The sequence below is a fragment of the Paeniglutamicibacter selenitireducens genome (assembly GCF_051550675.1).
Taxonomy (GTDB): Bacteria; Actinomycetota; Actinomycetes; order Actinomycetales; family Micrococcaceae; genus Paeniglutamicibacter.
Genome location: NZ_JBPULF010000007.1, coordinates 78,769 through 98,174 on the forward strand (window position 1 = coordinate 78,769; position 19,406 = coordinate 98,174).

At 69.5% G+C, this 19,406-nt stretch carries 17 protein-coding genes and 1 riboswitch; of the genes, 7 read left to right on the forward strand and 10 right to left on the reverse strand.

Going from position 1 to position 19,406, the window contains the following annotated elements; genetic code table 11:
- Positions 1–85: 85 nt before the first annotated feature.
- Complete coding sequence (locus ACSYDW_RS13025) at positions 86–2,233, reverse strand: MMPL family transporter (protein ID WP_438339283.1); 2,148 nt, start codon at positions 2,231–2,233, stop codon at positions 86–88.
- Between the two features lie 110 nt (positions 2,234–2,343).
- Between ACSYDW_RS13025 and ACSYDW_RS13030 the strand changes: the two genes are divergently transcribed.
- From ACSYDW_RS13030 to ACSYDW_RS13045, 4 genes are all read left to right on the forward strand, one after another.
- Positions 2,344–2,808: a MarR family winged helix-turn-helix transcriptional regulator gene (locus ACSYDW_RS13030; protein ID WP_438339156.1), complete on the forward strand. Its 465-nt coding sequence runs from the start codon at positions 2,344–2,346 to the stop codon at positions 2,806–2,808.
- Positions 2,809–2,887: 79 nt separating this feature from the next.
- Complete coding sequence (locus ACSYDW_RS13035; protein WP_438339157.1) at positions 2,888–3,508, forward strand: LysE family transporter; 621 nt, start codon at positions 2,888–2,890, stop codon at positions 3,506–3,508.
- A gap of 147 nt (positions 3,509–3,655) precedes the next feature.
- Positions 3,656–4,153: a low molecular weight protein-tyrosine-phosphatase gene (locus tag ACSYDW_RS13040; RefSeq protein ID WP_438339158.1), complete on the forward strand. Its 498-nt coding sequence runs from the start codon at positions 3,656–3,658 to the stop codon at positions 4,151–4,153.
- Positions 4,143–6,188 carry a chorismate-binding protein gene (locus ACSYDW_RS13045; RefSeq protein ID WP_438339159.1) on the forward strand — a complete coding sequence of 682 codons (2,046 nt, stop codon included), beginning with the start codon at positions 4,143–4,145 and terminating at the stop codon, positions 6,186–6,188. The genes ACSYDW_RS13040 and ACSYDW_RS13045 overlap by 11 nt, the downstream gene beginning before the upstream one ends.
- A 30-nt stretch (positions 6,189–6,218) precedes the next feature.
- Here ACSYDW_RS13045 and cls read toward each other — a convergent pair whose 3' ends face one another.
- Positions 6,219–7,712: a cardiolipin synthase gene (cls, locus tag ACSYDW_RS13050; protein ID WP_438339160.1), complete on the reverse strand. Its 1,494-nt coding sequence runs from the start codon at positions 7,710–7,712 to the stop codon at positions 6,219–6,221.
- 110 nt (positions 7,713–7,822) lie between these two features.
- Between cls and ACSYDW_RS13055 the strand changes: the two genes are divergently transcribed.
- Both ACSYDW_RS13055 and ACSYDW_RS13060 read left to right on the forward strand, forming a co-directional pair.
- On the forward strand, positions 7,823–8,698 hold the full coding sequence (locus tag ACSYDW_RS13055; RefSeq protein ID WP_438339161.1) for an aminodeoxychorismate lyase: 876 nt from the start codon (positions 7,823–7,825) through the stop codon (positions 8,696–8,698).
- A gap of 4 nt (positions 8,699–8,702) precedes the next feature.
- The gene (locus ACSYDW_RS13060; RefSeq protein WP_438339162.1) at positions 8,703–9,164 is read left to right on the forward strand and encodes an NUDIX hydrolase; all 462 of its coding nucleotides are present in this window, start codon (positions 8,703–8,705) and stop codon (positions 9,162–9,164) included.
- A gap of 119 nt (positions 9,165–9,283) precedes the next feature.
- Here ACSYDW_RS13060 and ACSYDW_RS13065 read toward each other — a convergent pair whose 3' ends face one another.
- Complete coding sequence (locus tag ACSYDW_RS13065; protein ID WP_438339163.1) at positions 9,284–11,644, reverse strand: ATP-binding cassette domain-containing protein; 2,361 nt, start codon at positions 11,642–11,644, stop codon at positions 9,284–9,286.
- 13 nt (positions 11,645–11,657) lie between these two features.
- Entirely contained in the window at positions 11,658–12,293 is a 636-nt protein-coding gene (locus ACSYDW_RS13070; RefSeq protein ID WP_438339164.1) for an ECF transporter S component, read from the reverse strand.
- A 54-nt stretch (positions 12,294–12,347) separates the two neighbouring features.
- Positions 12,348–12,470: riboswitch (TPP riboswitch) on the reverse strand.
- A gap of 70 nt (positions 12,471–12,540) precedes the next feature.
- Here ACSYDW_RS13070 and ACSYDW_RS13075 point away from each other — a divergent pair.
- On the forward strand, positions 12,541–12,801 hold the full coding sequence (locus ACSYDW_RS13075) for a DUF4235 domain-containing protein (RefSeq protein ID WP_438339165.1): 261 nt from the start codon (positions 12,541–12,543) through the stop codon (positions 12,799–12,801).
- Positions 12,802–12,955: 154 nt separating this feature from the next.
- Here ACSYDW_RS13075 and mnhG read toward each other — a convergent pair whose 3' ends face one another.
- From mnhG to ACSYDW_RS13105, 6 genes are read right to left on the reverse strand one after another with little or no spacing between them, the layout of a single operon-like run.
- Entirely contained in the window at positions 12,956–13,363 is a 408-nt protein-coding gene (gene mnhG / locus ACSYDW_RS13080) for a monovalent cation/H(+) antiporter subunit G (RefSeq protein WP_438339166.1), read from the reverse strand.
- Complete coding sequence (locus tag ACSYDW_RS13085) at positions 13,363–13,626, reverse strand: MrpF/PhaF family protein (RefSeq protein WP_438339167.1); 264 nt, start codon at positions 13,624–13,626, stop codon at positions 13,363–13,365. Before ACSYDW_RS13085 ends, mnhG begins: the two co-directional genes overlap by 1 nt.
- Positions 13,623–14,237, reverse strand: a complete 615-nt coding sequence (locus ACSYDW_RS13090) for a Na+/H+ antiporter subunit E (protein ID WP_438339168.1) — start codon at positions 14,235–14,237, stop codon at positions 13,623–13,625. The genes ACSYDW_RS13085 and ACSYDW_RS13090 overlap by 4 nt, the downstream gene beginning before the upstream one ends.
- On the reverse strand, positions 14,234–15,862 hold the full coding sequence (locus ACSYDW_RS13095) for a Na+/H+ antiporter subunit D (protein ID WP_438339169.1): 1,629 nt from the start codon (positions 15,860–15,862) through the stop codon (positions 14,234–14,236). Before ACSYDW_RS13095 ends, ACSYDW_RS13090 begins: the two co-directional genes overlap by 4 nt.
- Positions 15,859–16,335, reverse strand: a complete 477-nt coding sequence (locus ACSYDW_RS13100; RefSeq protein ID WP_438339170.1) for a Na(+)/H(+) antiporter subunit C — start codon at positions 16,333–16,335, stop codon at positions 15,859–15,861. Before ACSYDW_RS13100 ends, ACSYDW_RS13095 begins: the two co-directional genes overlap by 4 nt.
- Entirely contained in the window at positions 16,332–19,319 is a 2,988-nt protein-coding gene (locus ACSYDW_RS13105; RefSeq protein WP_438339171.1) for a Na+/H+ antiporter subunit A, read from the reverse strand. The genes ACSYDW_RS13100 and ACSYDW_RS13105 overlap by 4 nt, the downstream gene beginning before the upstream one ends.
- Positions 19,320–19,406: the final 87 nt, after the last annotated feature.

A 19,406-nucleotide genomic window follows, 5' to 3' on the forward strand; every position in this document is an offset into this window, starting at 1 on the left:
AGGTCCCGGGGCTGATTCCCGGGCCATACCGATCTACAAGCTTCAATCCTATCAGTACCCCGCCCGGACCCGTACGAGAGATCGGTTACCCCTTCCGGCCCAGCCTGCTCGGCCACCAGACGTGACGGCCGATGTCGTGCACGAGTGCCGGAACCAGGAGCGAGCGCACCACCAGGGTGTCCAGCAGGACGCCGAAGGCCACGATGAACCCCAGCTGGACCAGGAACATGATCGGAATGATGCCCAGCGCGGCAAAGGTTGCCGCAAGCACCACGCCCGCGGAGGTGATGACGCCACCTGTCACCGAAAGCCCACGCAAGACCCCGGCGCGGGTTCCGTGCTCCAGCGACTCCTCGCGCACCCGCGTCATCAGGAAGATGTTGTAGTCGACACCTAGGGCGACGAGGAACACGAACCCGAAGAGCGGAACCGAGGGGTCGGCCCCGGGGAAGCCGAGGATCCCGTTGAACACCCAGGCAGCAACGCCCATCGCGGTTCCGTAGGAGAGCACCGTGGTGGCAACAAGCAGCAGCGGGGCAACGACCGAGCGCAACAGGAGCATCAGGATGAACAGGATGGCGAGCAGGATCAGCGGGATGATCTTGGCGAGGTCCGCCTCGGCCGTGGCGGCGGTGTCGGCAAGCGTTGCCGTGGTGCCTCCGACCAGTGAACCGGGATCCATGGCGTGGACGGCATCGCGCAGCGAGCCGAGCGTTTCCTTCGCGGCATCGGAGTCGGCGGCGTCGTCAAGGGTGATCGAGATGAGCGAGCGGCCCTCGACGATCTGAGCCTCGCGGCCCGCGGCCGCCACCGCCGGACCCCCGTCAGCGGCCTGGACATAGGCCGAGGCCACGCCGTCCAGGGCCTCGATGCCGGGCAGGGCATCCTCGGCCTTGGTGCTGTCGATGACGGCGAACGCGGGGCTGCCGGTTCCGCCCGGGAAGTGTTCACCCAGGACCACCTGCCCGTCGCGGGAATCGGTCTGGCCCAGGACAAGTTCGCTCTGCGGGACGCCGGAGGCCTTGAACTGGGTCGCGCCCAGGGCGCCGACCACCAGGACCAGGGCGGTGGCGATCCAGATGCTGCGCGGGTGGCGGCCGACGAACTTCGCGACGTTACCCCACAGGCCCCCCGGAAGCTCCTCGGCACCCAGCGGGCGGGCGGGCTTGGGCATGAACGGCCAGTAGGCGGAACGCCCGAGCAGGCCGAGCGCGGCCGGAAGGAAGCTCAGCGCCGCAACGACGGAGAAGACGATGCCGCTGGCGCCGATCGGGCCCAGCGCCTTGTTGGAGTTCAGGTCGGAGAACAGCAGGCAGAGCAGGCCGACCGTCACGGTGCCGCCCGAGGCAAGGATGGGTTCGACCGAGCGCTTCCAGGCCGTGGTCGTGGCTTCCCAACGGCCGGCCCCGTGGGCCAGGGCCTCGCGGTGCCGCGCGACGTAGAGCAGCGAGTAGTCCGTCGCGGCGCCGATGACCAGGATAGAGAGGATTCCCTGGCTTTGCCCGTCCAGGCGGATCCAGCCCTCCTTGGCCATGTAGTACACGGCGACGATTGCCGCACAGAGCGCGGCAACGGAGGTGAACAGGACGACGAACGGCAGCAGGAACGAGCGGTAGACCAGCAGCAGGATCAGCAGCACGGCGCCCAGGGCGACGCCCAGCAGCACCCCGTCGATGCCGCCGAACGCCTCGACAAGGTCGGCGTTGAACCCCGCGGGGCCCGTCACGTAGGCGCGGGTGCCCTCGGGGACGCGTTCCGTGAGTTCGTGGCGCAGCGTCTCGACGGCCTCCTTGGTTTCGGTTTCGGCGCCCAGCGGCACCAGCAGCTGCGCGGCCAGCCCGTCCTCGGAGAAGAACGGCCCGGCGATCTCGCCCTCGAGCGCGGGCAGGTCCTTGAGCGATTCGGTCGTCGCGGCGATGGCCGCCTCGTCGAGCTTTGTGTCGCCGGCGATGACCACCACCGCGGGGATCGCGTCCGAGGTGCGGAATTTCGCCTGCCACTCGAGCGCGCGGGTGGCCTCGGCGGATGCGGGAAGGAAGGAAGCCTGGTCGTTGGTCTGCACGTCGCCGAGCTTTCCGAAGGTGGGTCCGCCGACCCCGGCCACGGCCAGCCAGACGAGCACGAGGACCGCGGCGACCAGGGCGCGCACCCCTCCCCCTCGCGGTTTCCGTGCCGCGCCCGGCGGCTCGGTTTCCAGCACCGGTTCCGTGGTGCCGGCAGCGTGCTTTTCCATGGTCTTCCCCTCGTCGCAATGGTCGGCCAGCCGCAGCTGCAGCCAATTCACTTGACTAGATAGTATTTCCATCATGGAAATACTTCAAGCCTGAACGTATGATTGGTGCCATGGATCGCACCGCCGCTCGTGAACTAGTCCTGCTGCTGCAACAATTTGCCCAGGCCTCGGATCGCTACGTGGAATCCACGGGAAACCGTCACCAGACCCACCGCACCGACATGAACGCGCTGGCGGCGATCATGCGCTTTGAAATCGCAGGCAATCCCCCGACCCCCGGCGACCTCTCCCGCGAACTGAGCATCAGCTCCCCCGCAACAAGCGCACTGTTGGACCGGCTCGAGCGCAGCGGCCACATCGAGCGCCTGCGCATCGACAAGGACCGCAGGGTGGTCCGCATCCGCATGACGGACAAGGCAAGGACCGACGGGCAAACCATGTTCGGCCCGCTGGCAGCCGGGATGATGGAGGTCATCTCGGGCTACGACGAGGCCGAGATCGCACTGGTCTCCCGCTTCATGGCCGACGCCATCGCCGGCATCGACAGGGCGGGCCTGGCCGGCGCCACCGGCTGAGGCAACCTCCGCCCGCGTGATTTCGTCACCGGGCTACACGCATTCACGAACGGCTCCCGGGCTCCCCTAAGCTTGGCGGGTGACCCTCTCGCTCTGGCTTTCCCTGCTCGGCGCCTCCGCACTCATCAGCTTCACCCCCGGCGCGGGCGCCATCAACACCATGACCAATTCGCTGAACTCCGGCTTCAAGCGCTCCATCTGGGGAATCATGGGGCAGCAGGCCGCCCTGCTGGTCCATGTGGTGGTCGTGGCCGCCGGCGTCGGCCTGCTGGTATCCCGCTCACCGGCCTTCTTCACCGCCATCCGCTACGCCGGGGCGGCGTACCTGGTGTACCTCGGCATACGGCTCATCCTCGCCAAGCCCCGGCACCCCGATGAAATCGATGTCCGCGGGCAGGAATCCGCCGGTTCGATGTTCCGGCGCGGCCTGTGGGTCAACCTGCTCAACCCCAAGGCCATCGTCTTCTTCCTGGCCTTCACACCCCAGTTCATCCGCCTGGACCAGCCGGCGATCCCGCAGTACCTGGTGTTCATCACGACGATCGTGGTCGTCGACATCCTCGTCATGTGGTTCTTCTTCGCCGCCGCGGCCAAGGGCTTCAGCCGCTTCACCGCCACGGCTCGCGGGCAGCGGATCCTGAACATGACCTTCGGCACGCTGTTCATCCTTGTCGCCGCGCTGCTGGCCTTCATCCACTAGGCCCCGAACCCCTCCGGCGCCGCGCGGCACCGCGGGCCGGGAGCACCGCCGCGGCGCAGGGCACAATCCCGTAACCTTCCGCGCCCGGCGCGTTTGAGCCTGTCACTAGGGGCGTCAGCGCCCTAAACTAAAACCATGTTTCGGATAATGACAGTGTGCACGGGCAACACCTGCCGCTCCCCCATGGCGGAGTACATGCTGCGCACGGCACTCGACGACGCGGGGATCGCCGATGTCACGGTGGCGTCCGCCGGCACCAGCGACGGGGAGGCCGGTGCGCCCATCGACCCGCGCGCCGCTTCCATCCTGCAATCGCACGGCCTCAACCCGGAGGCTCACCGGGCGGCCGCCCTCGACGCGTCGACGCTCGCGGACATCGACCTGCTGCTGGCCATGGACGAAGACCACTACGCGACCCTCGAAGGCCTGCTGCAGGCCGTGGCCGCGGAGCAGCGCCCCGCCCTGCGCATGATCCGCTCCTTCGACACGTCCTTCGCCACCGCCCCGCACGGGGAACAGGGCATCTACGACCCGTGGTTCGGGGACTCCGCCGATTTCCGCCTGTGCTGGCAAATGATCCACGCAGCCATCCCGGGAGTGCTCGACTACGTGCGCGCCCACACCATGCCTTCACGTGGCAACTAGCCCGGCACTCATCCTTGGCATTGACGGTCGTTCCGGTGCGGGGAAGAGCACGCTTGCGGCCGAACTGGCCACGGAACTACGACGCCACCGCGAGGTAGCCGTCTTCCACCTCGAAGACATCTACCCCGGGTGGGACGGGCTCGCACCCGGAACCGAATCCTACGTCCGGGACGTCCTGCAGCCGCTGCGCCGGGGCGAGGCGGCCACCTGGAACACCTGGGACTGGGCAGCCGGAACCCCCGGCGAGGAACGCACCCTCTCCCCCGCCCCCGTGGTCATCCTCGAGGGCGTCGGGGCCGGCTGCGCCGCGGCACGTGAACTGCTCGATGCCGTGGTGTGGGTCGAGGTCGCCGACGAGACCCGCAAGACCCGCGCGCTCCAGCGCGACGGCGAGGTCTTCGCCGCGCACTGGGACCGCTGGGCCTCCCAGGAGGAAAGCTACCTCCGGGCCGATCCCGTCCCGGCCCACGCCCAGGTGGTGCTCGAGAACCGCGCCGACGGGTCCGCCCCCGGGCACACGCTGCGCGCCCTGAAGGCCCTCCCCCCGTTCCACACCCTGCTGGCGCCGGAGCGCACCGAGACAGCGGCCCGGCGCCCGGTGCACCTCGAACTGCCGGGCACCCCGGACGCCGCCGCGCTTTTCGCCGCCCTGTACCGCGACGCCCCGCACGCCGTGCTGCTGGAATCGAGCAACCTCTCCTTTGCCGACCCCCGCAACCGCAACCGCTTCAGCATCATGGCCGCGGCCGACACCGACGAAAGCGCCGTCCTGGTACACCACCCGGGCGCCGGGGCCCTGCGTGAAGGCACCGCCACCGCGCGGATCCCCGGGGGCTTCTTCGAGTTCCTGGCCCGGCAATGGGACACCGGCGCCTTCCAGCCGGCCACCGCGGACCTGCCGTTCGTGCCCGGGTGGCTGGGCTACCTGGGGTACGAGCTCAAGCGCGAAACCGGTGGCAGCGACCTGCGCCGCGATCCCGGTGCCCCGGGAGCCATCCCCGACGCCGCGTTGCTCCGCCCCTCGCAGGTGGTCATCCTCGACCACCACGGCGGCACCGTTCACCTGCTGTGCACCGCCGGTTCGGCCCCTGAGGCCTTTGCCGCCCGGGTCGCCGGCGCGCTCGCAGACCTGCCGGCCGCGGCACCCGAACCGGCACCGGCACCTGCCCCGCGCTTCACGGTCCGCGATTCCAGGCCCGGCTACCTGGCCAAGGTCCGCGCCGCCCAGGAGCAGATCCGCCAGGGCAACAGCTACGAGGTCTGCCTGACCACCGCGCTGCATGCCCCCGCCGTGGCCTGCGACCCGTGGGAGAACTACCTGCGCCTGCGGGCCGCGAACCCCGCGCCGTTCGCCCACTACCTGCGTTTCGGTTCCATGGCCGCGGCAAGCACCTCCCCCGAGCGCTTCATGTCCATCGGCGCGGACGGCTGGATGCGCGCCGAGCCCATCAAGGGCACCCGCCCGCGCGGCGCCACCCCGGAGGCCGACCTGGCCCTGCAGGAGCAGCTGGCGTCCTCGCCGAAGGACCGCGCGGAGAACATCATGATCGTGGACCTGCTGCGCAACGACCTCTCGCACTTCGCCGACCCCTCGACGCTCTCGGTGCCCCGGCTCTGCGCCATCGAAACCTACGCCACGGTGCACCAGATGGTCTCCACCATCGACGCGAAGCTGCTGCCCGGGGCCTCGCGCGCGGAGGCCGTCGCCGCCGCGTTCCCGGCCGGCTCGATGACCGGCGCGCCGAAGATCTCCACCATGGCGATCCTCGACACGTTGGAGGACGGCGCGGCGCGCGGGCTCTACTCGGGCGCTGTCGGATACTTCTCCGCCACCGGGGCCACCGACCTGTCGGTGGTCATCCGCACGCTGGTGATGACCGGGGAACCCGGCACCGGCCGGTGGGACCTCAGCCTCGGCGTGGGCGGGGCCATCACCGCGGATTCCTCCCCGCAGGAGGAATGGGACGAGGTGCGCACCAAGGCCTTCGGCGTGCTCTCGGCGCTGGGCTCGGTGTTCCCCGCGGACGTGGACTGAGCCGGCGGAGCACCCGCCGCCGGCCGCCCGCTATTGCAGGGTGGCCGAGAGCCGCGCGACGTTGTCGATCCAGCGGCTGAGCGGGCGCCGGCTTTTCCACTGCCCCAGGGTCATCTCCACCGACCCGGCCCGGTAGCCGTCCTGCACCCGCATGAGCTCGGCCACCATGTCCGGTCCCAGCAGCATCAGGGTGATCTCCAGGTTCAGCGAGAACGAGCGCATGTCCATGTTTGAGGAGCCGAGCACCGCTACCTGGTCGTCCACCACAAAGCACTTGGAGTGCAGCACGTTCGGGGCCCGGTAGCGGTAGATCCGCACGCCGGCCTTCAGCAGCACCTCGTAGTAGGACTGCTGGGCCCTGTGGACCAGGAACTGGTCGCCCTTCTCGCAGACGAAGAGCTCCACCGCCACGCCGCGCTGGGCCGCTGTGGTGATCGCGTAGAGCAGCGAGTCGTCGGGCACGAAGTAGGGGCTGGTGATGGAGAGCCGCTCGGTGGCGGAGTAGATCAGCGTGTTGAAGAGCCGCAGGTTGTTCTCGGTCTCGAAGCCCGGCCCGCTGGGCACCACCTGGCCGACCGCCTCGCCGGCATCCGGCAGCGGACCGCGGACCGCCGCCTCGACCTCAGCGAGGTCCGCCAGCAGGTCCTCGTCGCCCTCCTGCGACCAGTCGGTCGCGAAAACCACGTCCAGGCTTGTGACAAGCGGGCCGTGGACCTTGGCCATGAGCTCGACCCAGGAGCGGCCGATCCGCCGCGAGGAGGCCCGCTTGTACCCGGGCTCGATCAGGTTCTGGCTCCCGGTGAAGGCCACCTGCCCGTCCACGACCACGATCTTGCGGTGGTTGCGCAGGTCGGGGCGCCGCCACTGGCGCTGGAAGGGCGCCAGCGGAAGCATGCGCCGCCACTGGATGCCGGCGGCGCTCATCCGCCGGATCAGCGCCGGGTAGCCGGAGACCCGCAGGGTGCCCAGGTGGTCGAAGAGCACGCGGACCTTGACCCCGCGGGCCGCGGCGCGCTCGAGGGCCTCGAGAATCGGGCCCACGTAGGTCTCGTCGTCGCCCATGATGTAGAACTGCACGTGGACGTAGCGCCGCGCCCGCTCGATCTCGCGGCGCATCTGGAGGAAGGAGTCCTCGTAGTCGGTGATGAACTCGACGGCGTTGCCCTCCTGCAGCGGCAGCGCCCCGAGAGACTTGTTCAGCGCCACGGCGGAAAGCACCCACTCCGGGGCATCGGGCACCACCTGCTCGCCGACCATGTGCTGGGTGGTTTCCAGGATGGAGTCGTTCACGCGCTTCTGGCGTTCGATGCGCCGGCGCGAGAGCCTGGTGTTGGCGAATAGCAGGTAGAGCAGCAGGCCGACGACGGGGATGAAGAAGATCGCCAGCAGCCAGGCCATGGCCGTGGTGGGTCGGCGGTTCCCGGGGACGATGCCGACCATGGTGATGCGGATGGCCAACTCCAGGGCGACGGCGAGAGACCACAGCACAGCACCCACGGTGAGTGCCCCGTTGCCGACATCCATGGGTTCCTCCTTGCCAGGGCCGTGATCGGGCCCTGGTTCCAGCGTACCCGGGCGCCGCAGCGCGTGTGCGGAAACCCGGTGCCCGAGCCGCGCACCGGTAACCTTGGAGCATGACTGCACTTGTGTTCCTTGACCCCGCCTTCCCCGCCGGCCGCATCGCGGATGCCGCCGCACCCCAGCTCTCGGTGCTCGACCAGGGCGCCACCCGCGGGGACGGGGTGTTCGAGTCGGCGCTCTACACCGGCTCGGTGGTCCGCAAGCTCGAGGCACACCTGGCCCGCATGCGCGTCTCGGCCGACACCTGCGACCTGTCGATCCCCGGCGAGGAGGCTTGGCGCGCCGCCATCGCCACCGCCGTGGCGGCCTTCGATGCGAGCGAACCGTGCGATGAGGCGGTGGTGAAGCTGGTGGCCACCCGCGGCACCGAGGGCTCCGGCCACGGGACCTGCTGGGTCATGGTCTCCGCCGCCCCCGAACTCGGGCGCCTGCAGCGCGAGAGCGGCATTTCCGTTCTCCTGCTGGACCGCGGCTACGACTCGATGGTCGCCGAACGTTCGCCCTGGCTGCTGATGGGCGCCAAGACCCTCTCCTACGCGGTGAACATGGCGGCCCTGCGCCACGCCAGGAAGCAGGGTGCCGACGACGTCATCTTCATCTCCAGCGACGGGATCGTCCTGGAGGGCCCCACCTCCACGGTGCTGCTGGCCCACCGCGACGGCGACACCAAGCGCCTGATCACCCCGACGCTGGAGACCGGCATCCTGCCCGGCACCACCCAGGGCGCGATCTTCGACGCCGCACGGGCCGCCGGCTGGGAGCTGGGCTACGGCCCGCTGACCCCCGAAAACCTGATGGACGCGGAGGGCGTCTGGCTGGTGTCCAGCGTCCGCCTGCTGACCCCGGTGAACTCGATCGACGGCACGCCCATTGCCCGGGATGAGAAGCTCCACGCGGAGCTCACCGCCATGGTCAACGCGATCGGCTAGGGCCGTGCGGAGCGGATTCACGGTGGTTCCCGCCGCCTACGTGCTGCTGCTGCGCGGCGACGAGGTGCTGCTGCAACTACGGCGCAACACCGGCTTCATGGACGGGCACTGGGCCTGCGCCGCGGCCGGCCACGTGGAGGCCGGGGAATCGGCCTTCGAGGCCGCGGTGCGCGAGGCACACGAGGAGCTCGGCATCGGCGTCGAGGCCGCGGCGCTCTCCCCGCTGGCCACCCTGCACCGCAGCAACGGCGGGGACCGGCCGGTGGACCAGCGCGTCGACTTCTTCTTCACCTGCACCCGGTGGGAGGGCGAGCCCGCCATCCGGGAGCCGGAGAAATGCGCGGACCTGCGCTGGTTCGCCCTGGACGGGCTTCCGGAATTGGTTCCTCCCCATGAGCGCCATGTGCTCGAGGGGCTCCGCGACGGCACGCTCGCGTCGATCGCCTCGCTCGGCTTCGACGCCTGACTTCGACTCCTGAATTCGACGGCGAGGCAAACCACACCAACGGGGGCCTTGGCCCGGGATTGTTCACCCCGGGCCAAGGCCCCCTTTCGCCTGCACCGTCCGCCCGAACGGCGTGCGGCTCAGGTCCAGACCAGGTTCCAGGTTCCGGAGAGCACCGCGGCGAGCGTCGCCGCGGTGCCGAGCAGCAGCCCGAAGGCCACGATCCCGGCATCCCGCGCCGTGAAGACCGAGTCGCGGACCCAGGTCCGCGCCGCGGTGCCGAATCCCTTGGCTTCCATGGTCACGGCAAGCCGCGAGGCACGCCTGATCGCCTGCACCAGCAGGCCGAAGACCTGTCCCAGGTTCGCCCGGATGCGTTGGGCCAGCGATCCCCTGCTTCCCACGCCGCGGGCCCGGCGTGCCATGCCGAGGGTCGTCCATTCCTCGATCAGCAGCCCCAGCAGCCGCATCCCGGCCAGCGCCCCGAGCACGAACCGGTGCGGCAGCCTGGCCTTCTGCGCCAGCGCATTGGCCAGGTCCGTGGGGTCGGTGGTGAAAAGCACCAGCACCGCCGGCACTGCCACCGCGAAGGCGCGCAGGCCCGTCGCGGCGCCCGCCGCCGCCGAGCCCTGGGTGATCGTGAAGATCCCCAGGTCCAGCAGCACGCTCCCGGAATCGTTGCCCACCAGGGCCGTGCCCCAGGCGGCGAAGAGCGCTGCCACCAGCAGGGGCCAGGCGCGGGAGAGGAACCTGCCCGCGGAAAGTCCCGCCAGCGGGAGCAGCAGCATTGTCGCCAGCACCACCAGGCCGCTGCTGACCCAGTCCATGCTTGCCACCAGCGGGATCGTCGACAGGGCCACCGCCACCAGCTTGGACAGGGGGTTCGCCCGGCCCAGGAAACTCGCGCCGCCCCGGGCATCGGATTCCAGCAGCCCGCTGCGGGCGCCGGTGTCCCCGGCGGTACGCGGTTCGGCGTTGAGGTGGAACTCCGTCGCACCCAACGCGCGGGCGAAGTCCGCGTCGTGGGTCACCGCGATGACCGCCGTGCCGCGCGCGAGCTCCTCGCGCAGCAGCAGGGCCAGTTCCCGCCAGGTGTTGGCGTCCTGGCCGAACGTCGGCTCGTCGAGGATCAGCACGTCCGGGCTGCAGGCCAGCACCGTGGCGACCGAGAGCCGCCGCTTCTCCCCTCCGGAGAGGGTGAACGGGTTGGCCTCGGCCAGGTGCCCGAGGCGAAGCCGCGCCAGCAGCTCGTCGACCCGCCGCTCAATCTCCTCCTCGTCGAAGAGTCGTTCCCTGGTGCCGGGCTTCACGGCGTGCCGGGGGCCGAAGGACAGTTCCTCGCGGACGGTGGCTGCCACGAACTGGTGCTCCGGTTCCTGGAAGACGGAGCCGATGCGGCCCACCAGCTCTGTGGCACGCCAGTGGTAGGGACGCGCCTCGGAGCCCGCGGCGAGGTCGCCGGTGGCCTGCAGGCTGCCCGAGGCCGGGGGCAGCAACCCGCCCAGGGTCAAGGCGAACGTCGACTTGCCTGCCCCGTTGGCCCCGCGGATGCACCATGCATCCCCGCCGGCGACCTCCAGGTCCAGGTGGCCCGCGGCAACCGGCCCGCCCTTGTCCCTGGAGACCGACAGCTCCGCCGCCTCCAGCAGGACCGCGCCCGGGGTCCGTTCCGGGGTACCGGGTTCGAGCGACGGCGAGTACCCGGGCACCCAGACTCCGGAGGCGATGAGTTCCTCGCGGACAGGCCCGGGGGCGAAGAGCCCTTCGGGGCTTCCGTCGTGGGCCACTCCCCCGCCGGGGGCCAGCACGATGACCCTGTCCATGTGGGGCGCCCAGGCCTCGAGGCGGTGCTCGACGATCAGCAGCGTTGCCCCCGAGGATTCCAACGCCGCGATGACAGCGTCGCGGACCTCCAGGACGCCGGCCGGGTCGAGGTTTGCCGTCGGCTCGTCCAGCAGCACCAGGCCCGGCCCCATGGCCAGGATCCCGGCCAGCGCGAGGCGCTGCTTCTGCCCGCCGGACAACGCTCCCGTCGGGTGGTCAAGGGGAACGTCCAAGCCCACCGCATCGAGCGCGGCGAGGACCCGCCGCTGGATCTCATCGGGCGGGACCGAGAGGTTTTCCGCGCCGAAGGCCACGTCGTCGCCCACCCGGGCCTGGACCACCTGGGTCTCCGGGTCCTGTTGCATGAGGCCCGCCAGGCCGCGCGCTTCGGCGGCCGGGCGGCCGTCAAGCAGGAGTTCGCCGGAGGAGTAGGCGTCGTCGTCCTCGTGGAGGACGCCGGCCAGCGCATAGAGCAGCGTCGACTTGCCCGCCCCGGAGGGGCCGGCCACCAGCACGCGCTGCCCGGCCGGGATCTCCAGGTCCAGCCCCTGCAGGGCCGGGTTGGCCCGGTCGGCGTGGCGCCAGCCCCAGCCCCTGGCCGTGACCGATACCCCGGTGCCCCGCTGGGTCGGGGAGGTGGCGCCTGCGGCCTGCTGCAATCCCGTACGGGTAGTCATCGGCGCGCTATCCCTAGCCGAAGGCCGGTTCGGTGGCTGCCTTGCGGCTCGCCAGTGCGCCGAGTGCCCCGGTCTTGGCCAGTGCCCGGGTGGCGAAGAAGGAAAGCAGGCCCGCGATGACCAGTCCGGAGACGGCCATGAAGGCGACGTAGGTCAGCTGCATGCCCACGGTGTATTCGGGGAACCAGCGGAAGATGAAGGCGTCGTTGATGCCGCCGAACAGGCCCGTGACGGCGCCGGCGAGCAGTGCGACGGGCAGGTTCCAGCGGCGGTAGCGGAACGCGGCGAAGACCGCCTCGGCACCCAGGCCCTGGATCAGGCCGGAGGCCAGTACCGTCAGCCCGAACTCCGAGCCGAGCAGGGCGCTCACCACGGCCGCGACGAGTTCGCAGAAGAGTGCGGCTCCGGGCTTGCGGATGATGAGCCCGCCAAGGACGGCAGGGAACAGCCACATGCCGGCCAGCAGGGCCGAGGACGGCGGGAAGGCCAGGAAGAGGACGTCGAACACGTGGTGGCTGTTGTTCCAGGCCCAGAAGATGACACCCGAGGACACGGCGATGACCGCGGCGATGACGATGTCGACGACGCGCCAGCTGCTGGTCCTGGGGGCGGTGGTGTTGTGGCCGTTGCGGCCTTCGATGGTGCTCATGGTGGTGATCCTCCTTGGATACAAGGAGGGGAGGGAATGCGCGCTTTTCGGCGCACCCCTGAGAACTCGACTTCCTTCGCCGGTACTAGCCGGGGCAGGTTCGAGGGTCTGCGGCTCTCCGCACTCTCAGCGCTTGTGTTGCGGCGCAGGCCGCACAGCGCTCCCCTGTCGTGGTTGTTTCAGTCCTGCCATGCTACCGCAGGTAAGCTGGGGGACGTACTGTTGCCGCAACAAACAGGGAGCGTCCATGAAAAGCTTGATGAAACTGCTCGGCCCGGCCATCACCATCGCCGCGGGGTTCCTTGGCGGGAAGATCGTCGACAAGCTCTGGATCGGGTTCACCGGCAAGCAGCCGCCCAAGCATGGCAACAAGGAAGCCCAGGCCGAGGCGACAATGCGCCAGGCCATCGGCTTCGCGGTGCTCTCGGCTGTCACCGCGGCGCTGATCCAGGTGCTCACCGACCGCGGCACCCAGAAGGCCATCGCGAAGTTCACCAAGGACTCGTAGGCCATCGGACACCAAGGACCCGAAGAACATTCTCTTCGGGTCCTTTTTCCTGCTTTCCTGCACGGAACCCATGGCACGGACGGCTGGCTTCCCCCCGTTCCCCGCATGCCGCGAGGCCGGTGCCCGGTCCTGGTCCTGGTCCTGGTCCATGAAGCTAGTCCATGAAGTCCGTGTGCCCCGCCGGAGGGTTCTGCCCGTGTTCCCGGGCCTCGCGCCGGCCCGCGGCCTCGACGACCGTTGCGAGTTCGTCCCCCACGAGGGTGTCGCGCTTGAGGTGGCGGGTGCGGTAGCCGGCGCGGCCGACCATGTGCGCCGAGACGGGGGCGGTGAGCAGCTGCACGATCCAGGCCAGCAGCAGCAGCGGAACCACGGCCCAGCTGCGCAGTTCCAGGCCGAGCGCGGAGAGCAGCAGGAACAGCCCCAGCACCTGCGGCTTCGTCGCGGCGTGCATGCGCGAGAGCAGGTCCGGAAAGCGGAGCATGCCGATGCCCGCGGCCAGGGACATGAGGCAGCCCAGGATCATGAAGACCCCGGCCACGACGTCGATCACGGTGTCGTTCATCAGGCGTTCCTCCGGTCCGTGACGTAGCGGGAGACGGTGACCGAGCCGATGAACCCGACAAGGCAGGCCAGGACCACGAACACCAGGTTGTTGGTGTGCTTGTTGACCGTCATCTCCAGGCACAGCGCCGCCGAAACGATCAGCAGCAGCACGTCGGTGGCGATGACCCGCTCGAGGATCGAGGGCCCCTTGACCAGGCGGATGATGGCCAGGAAGGCGGAAACAGCGAGGATCGTCCCGCAGATCCACAAGACGGCGTTCATGGCGTTCCTCCCGTGCCGGTGGCGGCGTTCGTCGATTCGGCGTTCAAGGCGTCAAGCTCGTCCCGGCTGCCCATGATCCGGATCAGTCTGGCCTCGAGGTCAAGGACGTCGGCACGGGCCTTCTCGACGCCTGCCTGGTCCTTGACGTTGAGCACGTGCAGGTACAGCGTGGAGGTGCGCCGGTCGACCTCCACCACGAAGGACCCCGGCACCAGCGTCAGCGCGTGGCCCACCGCTGTGACCATGAGGTCCGATTCGGTGCGCAGCGGGACCGCAACCACGGCACTCTTGGTCTGCGGCCCGCGGAACACCGCCAGGTACATGACCTCGAAGCTGGCGCGCACCACGTCCCACAGGAACGCCACGGCAAAGGCCGCGGCACGCGGCACGTTGAAGCGGCCCGAGAGGATCACCGGCGGCAGCTGGAAGAGGTTGACGACGAGCAGCGAAAGCAGCAGGCCGAACACCAGGTTCCCGGGCGTGAAGTCCTGCCACAGGGCGCCCCACACCAGGACCATCCACACCAGCAGCGGCAGTTCCTGGCGCAGCGTGGCGCGCTGGCGCTTGCCGCTGGCGTTCTTGGCATCGCTCAGTCGCTGTTGCCGGCTCATGGTGCCCCCTCCGTCGTTGCCCCGAGCACTGCCTCGATGTAGTTTCCGTTGTGCATGATCTCCGCCGCGGCCCTGTCGCTGAACTCGAAGATCGGCCCGGCGAAGACCGTCAGCGCCAGGCCGACAAGCACCAGCGCCGCGGTCATGGCGACCATGCCGTTGGGCAGCAGGGCGGTGTCTCCCCTGTCGCTGTAGCGGCTCGCCGGTTCATGGGCGACGATGTCGTAGGTCGTCCCGCGGGCGCCCTGCACGCCGACCAGCAGCAGCGGGTCGGGATCGGTGGCGTCCTCGGCCTTGCGCCAGAATGCCCTGTTCCACACGCGGGCCACGGCCAGCAGCGTGAGCAGCGAGGTCAGCAGGGAGACGGCGATCAACGCCCAGGCCAGTGGCGTGCCGACCTCGGCACCGCCCTGGACCAGGCCCAGCTTGCCCAGGAACCCGGAGAACGGCGGGATGCCGCCGAGGTTCAGGGCCGGGATGAAGAAGAGCACGGCCAGCACCGGGGAAAGCTTGGCCAGCGAGCCCAGGCGGTCGATGTTCGAGGTCCCGCCGCGGCGTTCGATCAGGCCCACCACCAGGAAGAGCGAGGTCTGGACGACGATGTGGTGGGCCACGTAGTAGATGGTCGCCGCCATGCCCAGCTGGTTGCCCAGCGAGACGCCGAAGATCAGGAAGCCGATGTGGCTGGTCAGCGTGAAGGAGAGCATTCGCTTGATGTCCGTCTGCGCCACGGCGCCCAGGATCCCCACCAGCATGGTCAGCCCTGCCACGACCATCAGTAGCGTCGAAAGCTGGTTCCCGGGGAAGAGCAGCGTCTCGGTGCGGATGATCGCGTACACGCCGACCTTGGTCAGCAGGCCCGCGAACACCGCGGTCACCGGGGCCGGGGCCGTCGGGTAGGAGTCCGGGAGCCAGAAGGAGAGCGGGAACACCGCGGCCTTGATGCCGAAGGCGACGAGCAGCATCACGTGCAGCACGCTCTGGGTGCCTTCGGAGACCTGCGGCAGTTTCACCGCCAGGTCGGCAAGGTTCACCGTGCCTGCTGCGGCGTAGATCATCGCGATGGAGATCAGGAAGAGCAGCGAGGAAGCAACGGAGACCACCACGTAGGTGGTGCCGGCGCGGATGCGGGCCGTCGTTCCGCCCAGGGTCAGCAGCACGTAGGAGGCGGTCAGCAGGATCTCGAAGCCCACGTACAGGTTGAAGAGGTCCCCGGCCAGGAAGGCGTTGGACACCCCGGCCACCAGGATCAGGTAGGCCGGGTGGAAGATCGAGACGGGCCCGTCCTCGTCGCCGTCGGCCATGCCCTGGCTGGTGGCGTAGAGCAGCACGGCCAGCGAGACGATCGTGGAGACCACCAGCATGAATGCGGAGAACCCGTCGACCACCATGGAGATGCCGAACGGCGGCGCCCAGCCGCCCAGGGTGACGGAGTAGGTCCCCCCGTTCCAGACGGTGGCGAGCATCCAGGACTCGAGGGCCAGCGTGATGGCCAGGACGCCGATGGTGACAAGGCGCTGGCTGCGCTTGTGGCGACGCAGGATGAAGGCCAGAGCCGCGCCGAGGATCGGCAGGGCGACGGCCAGCGGTGCAAAGGACACGGCGCTGAGCGGGGCGTCGATCATGTGCGGGCCTCCCCCGGGGTGGTGTTCGTGTCGGTGCCCGGTGCCGGGACCCGTTCGTCTCCCTCGAATTCGGTGGTGTCCTCGGGGACCGGCGAGTCCTCCTCGAAGTCGAAGGGCGACTGCTGCGAGACGCGGAGGTCCTCGTCGTCGTCGGCCACCACGTCGGCCCGGGAGATGACCCAGGAGCGGTAGATGATGCCGAGCATGAACGCCGTGACGGCGAAGGTGATGACGATGGCGGTGAGGATCAGCGCCTGCGGCAGCGGGTCCGAGTACTCGGCGGGGTCGGTGCCCTTGGCGTAGAGCGGGGCCAGCCCGCTGCGGCCGCCCGTGGCAAGCATCAGCAGGTTCACCCCGTTGCCCAGCAGCACGATGCCCAGCAGCACCCGGGTGAGGCTGCGTTCGAGCAGCAGGTAGATGCCCACGGCGAAGAGCACGCCCATGACCATGAGCAAGGTGAGGTTGGTACTCATCGTCCCACTCCCGTGTCGGCGTCGGATACTTGGTCGTGCAGGTCGGTGGGGCTGCGGCCCTCGGAGCGTTCGTCGATCTCCGAGCCGAGCGAGCGCAGCACGTCGATCACCAGCCCGATGACCACCATGTAGACCCCGATGTCGAAGATCGTGGAGGTCACGAACTTGTGCGTCCCGAAGAGCGGGAGGGTGAACTCGAAGGCCGCGGAGGTGAACATCTGCAACCCGAAGAACAGCGGCGCCACGGCCGTCAGCGAGGCCAGGCCCAGCCCGACGCCCATCATGGTGCCGGGACTGATCGGGGTCGATTCGGCAAGCTCCACGCGCCCGCCGGCCAGGTAGCGCATGGTCAGCGCCAGGCCCGCGAGCAGGCCGCCGGCGAAGCCGCCGCCGGGGGTGTTGTGCCCGGTGAGCAGCAGGTAGAGCGAGGCCAGCAGGATGGTGTGGAAGAGCAGCCGGGTGACCACCTCGAAGGTGATCGATCGGCGTTCCGGGGCCAGCGTGTGGCCCGCCACCAGCCATGGGCTGCCCGGCGTGCTGGCGAAGTTCCGCGCCACAGCCAGGCCGGCCCTGCTGCTCCCTCGGCCACCGATGGCCTCGGAGCCCAGGTCCACCGAACCCGTGGCCACGGCCGAGGCCCGCAACCGCGAGTCCCCGCGGCCGCGCACGAAGATCAGCGAGGCGACGCCCGTGGCTGCGGCGGCAAGCACCGTGATCTCCCCGAAGGTGTCCCAGGCGCGCATGTCCACCAGCGTCACGTTCACGATGTTCTTGCCTGCGCCGCCGGTGTAGGCCAGCTCCGGGTAGGCCAGCGAGATCGGCTCGGCGACGCGCGAGGCCATGGAGGTCGCGGCGATGTACACCATCGAGGCACCGAATCCGATGCCGATCAGGGCCCGGCCCAGCCGGTGCCCCGTGGGGTTCTTCGACCAGAGTTCCACGGGCAGCGCACGCAGCGCCAGCACGAACGCGACAAGCACGATGGTCTCCACCAGCAGCTGGGTGACGGCCAGGTCCGGGGCCCCCTGCAGGGCGAAGATTGCGGCCATGCCGTAGCCGGTGACCGAGACCATCAGGACGGCCAGGAATCGGCGGTCGGCCTGCACGGCCCCCAGCGCGCCGATCACGATGACCACCCCTATCACCAGCTGCGCCGGTGAATCGAAGGCGACGAAGTTGCCCGGGGCCGGGGTGCTGAGCCAGATCGCGACGGCGGCCGGGACCACCAGGGCCACGGTGAGGATCACCACGAGGTAGAAGGAGAGCGAGCCGCGCTGGGTCCGGCCGGTGAGCCAGATCGCCAGGTTGTCCACCCCGTTGACCAGGTGCTTGTAGTCGCGGTCCGCGTCGAGCAGCGCCGGGACCCGGGCCTGGACGGCGAAGACCCTTTCGCGGGCCAGGAACAGCCCGGCGCCGGCGAGCATTGTCAGCACGCTCAGCCCGAGCGCCGGGGTGAAGCCGTGCCAGAGGCCCAGGTGGATCGGGTGTTCCGCGGCCGGGAACAGGCCGACGTAGGGTTCGATGATCCCCTCGAGCACCCCAGGGACCCAGGCGAAGAGCACCGTGGCGAAGGTGAGCACGACCAGCGGGGCCAGGAAGAGCGGCGGAACGCGCGGGAAGGGCGTGGGCGCCAGCCCTTGCTTGGTCGCGAACCCGCCCCAGAGGAAGCGCGCGGAGTAGGCGAAGGTCATGATGGTGCCGAGCACCACGCCGGCCAGCAGCAGCGCGCCCGTGGTTCCGTGGCCCCCCGCGTACTCCAGCAAGGTCTCGTAGACGGCTTCCTTGGCGACGAAGCCGAACAGCGGCGGCAGCCCGGCCATCGAGGCGGCGGCCAGCGCCGCGACGCCGAAGAGCACCGGGGAACTCCTGTAGAGCCCGGAGAGCTGGTGCAGGTCGCGGGTTCCGGCCTTGTGGTCGATGATGCCCACCACCAGGAAGAGCGTGGCCTTGAAGAAGCCGTGCGCCAGCATCATGGCCATGCCCGCCAGCGCCGCGTTCGCGCCGCCCAGACCCATGATGAGGATCAGGAAGCCGAGCTGGGAGACGGTTCCGTAGGCCAGCACCAGCTTCAGGTCGTGCTGACGCAGCGCGCGCCAGCCGCCGACCAGCAGCGTCGCGAGGCCCAGGCCCAGCAGCATCGGCTCCCAGAATGCCGTCTGGCTGAATCCGGGGGCCAGCCGCGCGACAAGGTAGATGCCTGCCTTGACCATCGCCGCGGCGTGCAGGTAGGCGGAGACGGGCGTCGGTGCCGCCATGGCCCCGGGAAGCCAGAAGTGGAAGGGCACCAGTGCCGACTTGGAGACGGCGCCGACCAGGACCAGCAGGATCGCCACGTCGATGAAGGTGCCACGGGACACCAGCTCCGGTGCCACGGCCATGATCTCGGAGATCCGGTAGGTCCCGGCGGCCTCGCCGAGCATGACCAGGCCCACGAGCATGGTCAGCCCGCCGAAGGTCGTGACGATCAGTGCGGTCAATGCCGACCGCCTGGCGCTCATGCGGGTGCGATTGAAGCCGATCAGCAGGTAGGAGAGGATCGTGGTCAGTTCCCAGAAGATGAACATCAGGATCATGTCATCCGCTGTGACAAGCCCGAACATGGCCCCGGCGAAGGCCAGCAGCTGGGCGCCGAAGGTGCCGATGTTCGCGTCTTCGCTCTTGAAGTACCTGGCGCAGTAGAACAGCACCAGCGCCCCGACGCCGAGCACCAGCAGGCAGAGGATCGCGGAGAGCGCGTCCATCCTGAAGTCGAGGTGTGTCTCCAGGGGCCCGATCCACGTGTGGAGTTCGGAGGGCGGTGCGTTGGGAAGCCCGCTGGCCGCCGACTGTTCCGCGCTCGTGAAGGACGGGAAATTGGCCACGAGCCAGACGAAGGACACGGCGGGGACGGCTGCCAGGATGTAGAACGTTGAACGCCCCAGCTTGCGGAAGATCAGCGGAGCGATGCCGGCCACGGCAAAGAGCGCGATGAGGACGAGGAGCACAGTATCTCCTGAGATCGGCGCGGCCAGGATCCTGGCAACAAGTGGTCGATGTAAGGCCTTTAACCCTACCAGCCGGGCCCTTCCTGC